Origin of the sequence: Mesotoga sp. UBA5825, assembly GCF_002432955.1 — a bacterium.
In the GTDB taxonomy this organism is placed as follows: domain Bacteria; phylum Thermotogota; class Thermotogae; order Petrotogales; family Kosmotogaceae; genus Mesotoga.
This window is the reverse complement of record NZ_DJHG01000129.1, coordinates 1-2,716: the sequence shown is the minus strand read 5'-3', so window position 1 is coordinate 2,716 and position 2,716 is coordinate 1. Positions and strand designations below refer to the sequence as shown.

Genomic DNA, 2,716 nt, shown 5'->3' with positions numbered 1-2,716 from the left:
GTCGTCATGTTCCTGAACAAGGGACTTTGGAAGACCGCGATGAAGGTGCTGGTAAAGTAGCTGTGCGTTAGATCGGAAATGAAAGAACAGCCTTTGTTGCGAAATTGACTAAGACTGTTCTGAAACCTTAAGAACACACACAAAAGCCATGAGAAACCCCGGAAATGACCGGGGTTTTTTGATACGTAAACCATTGCATTTGGTTTTCTTTGTAACAATGAATATAATAGTCAACAGACGCATCTGATCAACTTCGCAACTCTGAGCTCTACTTCTGGCAGTTACGTCCATTACACACGTCGCAAGAAGCAGCCGAATAGACATATACTGTAAACAACACACATGCGAAGAACGAGCACAGGAAGCGAGAACAGTTTTCTAAGGTTCAGGTATTCAGATAGTGATTCAAGAGGCAGATTGAGAAATTGTAAAGCGAAGATAAGTAATCCATTTCTCTGAAGTATCTCAGAGAAAAGTTTCGGATAAAACAGACGCAGAAAGCGAACCGTTAGGGTATAGAGAACAATACATTGGTACCGATCCATCACAATGAATCAACGGAGGATAACATGACCAACTTCAACGAAATATCCAACTTCATCTGGAGTATAGCTGACCTAATAAGAGATGTCTTCAAGCGAGGGAAGTATCAGGATGTCATTCTTCCATTCACCACGCTAAAGCGCTTGGATTCTGTTCTTGAAGGCACAAAGAAAGATGTTCTCGAGACGTCAAAGAAGCTAAGCGAAAAGGGTATAGAAAATCGAGATCCCCAGCTGAGAAAGGCTTCGGGCTATGCTTTTTATAATACATCTCGCTACACATTTAGAACCCTTCTGGATGACGCTCAAAATCTGAGAGATAATCTGACTGCCTACATAAACTCCTTCAGTCCAAATGTTAGGGAAATAATGGAGAAATTCGACTTCTTCAGAACTATTGAAAAGCTCGATCAATCTGGTCTCTTGTATCTTGTTATGCAAAGATTCAACGACAGCAATCTAGATCTTCATCCCGACAAAGTTGACAATCTTACAATGGGCTATGTATTTGAGGACCTCATCCGCAGATTCAACGAAGCGCTCAACGAAAACCCCGGGGAACATTTCACCCCTAGAGAAGTCATTAAAGTTATGGTCAATCTCTCGGTGAACAACGACAAGGAGATCCGCGAGAAAAATCACATTGTGAGAACGATATACGACCCTTGCTGTGGATCCGGTGGAATGCTCTCGATCGCCAAGGAAAGAATCATGGAAATAAATGCGGAAACGGAGGTCTATCTCTACGGTCAGGAGGTCAACCCTGAAACCTATGCCCTCTGTAAGTCAGATATGCTAATAAAGAGTGTCGATGGGAGAGACGCAGAAAACATAAGAGATGAATCGACACTATCCAAAGACAAGTTCCCGAACGACAGATTCGACATAATACTTGCCAATCCGCCTTATGGGAAAGACTGGAGTCAGGACGAAAAGACCGTAAGATACGAAGCCTCAAGAGGAACCGCCGGTCGATTCTCGGCCGGACTTCCGCGAAAAAGCGACGGGCAACTCCTCTTCCTTCAGCACATGATCTCAAAGATGCGCCCCATTGAAGAAGGTGGAAGCCGCATAGCAATAATCATGAATGGTTCACCTCTTTTTACGGGCGACGCCGGAAGTGGAGAGAGCGAAATAAGGCGCTGGATAATAGAGAATGACTGGCTTGAAGCGATTATCGCGATGCCAGAACAACTCTTCTATAACACAGGAATAGCTACATACATATGGCTTATTACCAACAATAAAGAAGAGAAGCGAAAAGGGAAAGTGCAGCTAATAGACGCTACCTCTCTCTGGTCTCCCATGAGAAAAAGCCTCGGCAACAAACGTAGAGAGCTCACGGAAGAACATATACGCAAGATAACCGAGCTGTATAACGACTTCAAGAACGAGGAGCAATCGAAGATCTTCCCCAACGAATACTTCGGCTTCAGGAAGATAACGATTGAAAGACCTCTGAGACTTAACTTCCTTGCAAATGATGAGCGCATTTCGAGACTGGATGATCAGACGGCATTTGTTAACCTTGCCAAGAGCAGAAAGAAGAAAAACGCCGAACAAGTCTCTCTCGAAGAGACTCAAGGAAAGGAACAGCAAAAAGAGATAAAGAGAGTCCTAAGAACACTTCCTCAACGTCTTTATAGGAATAAGGCCGACTTCGAAACCGATCTTGACAAAGCATTCGAGAGCTCGACAGTTAAGCTCAACGCCCAGCTAAGAAAAGCGATACTTGACGCGCTCTCAGAGAGGGACGAAATGGCTGACATTTGTCTCGATTCAAAGGGTAAACCCGAACCGGACTCCGAGCTTAGAGATACAGAGACAGTCCCACTTGGAGAAGATATACAGAAATACTTTGAAAGAGAGGTAAAACCCTTCGTGCCCGACGCCTGGATAAACAAGAAGATAAAAGACCCTAAAGACGGCAAGACAGGCAAAGTGGGCTATGAAATAAACTTCAACAGATACTTCTACGAGTACAAGCCTCCCAGATCCCTTGAAGAGATACAGGCCGACCTAAACGAAGTGGAAAGAGAGATTCTCGATCTTCTTAAGGATGTGATCGAATGAGCGAGGAGATCACAAAGGACCTTGAAAAGATCGCTCCGAAACGCTGGAAGAGATACCCTCGTTACAAAGACTCGGGAGTTGAATGGATCGGTGAGATACCG

1 protein-coding gene is annotated in these 2,716 nt (G+C 44.3%); it reads left to right on the top strand.

Translation table 11 applies throughout. The annotated features are described in order from the left end of the window. The first annotated feature begins 569 nt into the window (after nucleotides 1-569). Nucleotides 570-2,615: a type I restriction-modification system subunit M gene (locus tag B3N33_RS12290; RefSeq protein WP_292593506.1), complete on the top strand. Its 2,046-nt coding sequence runs from the start codon at nucleotides 570-572 to the stop codon at nucleotides 2,613-2,615. Nucleotides 2,616-2,716 lie beyond the last annotated feature (101 nt).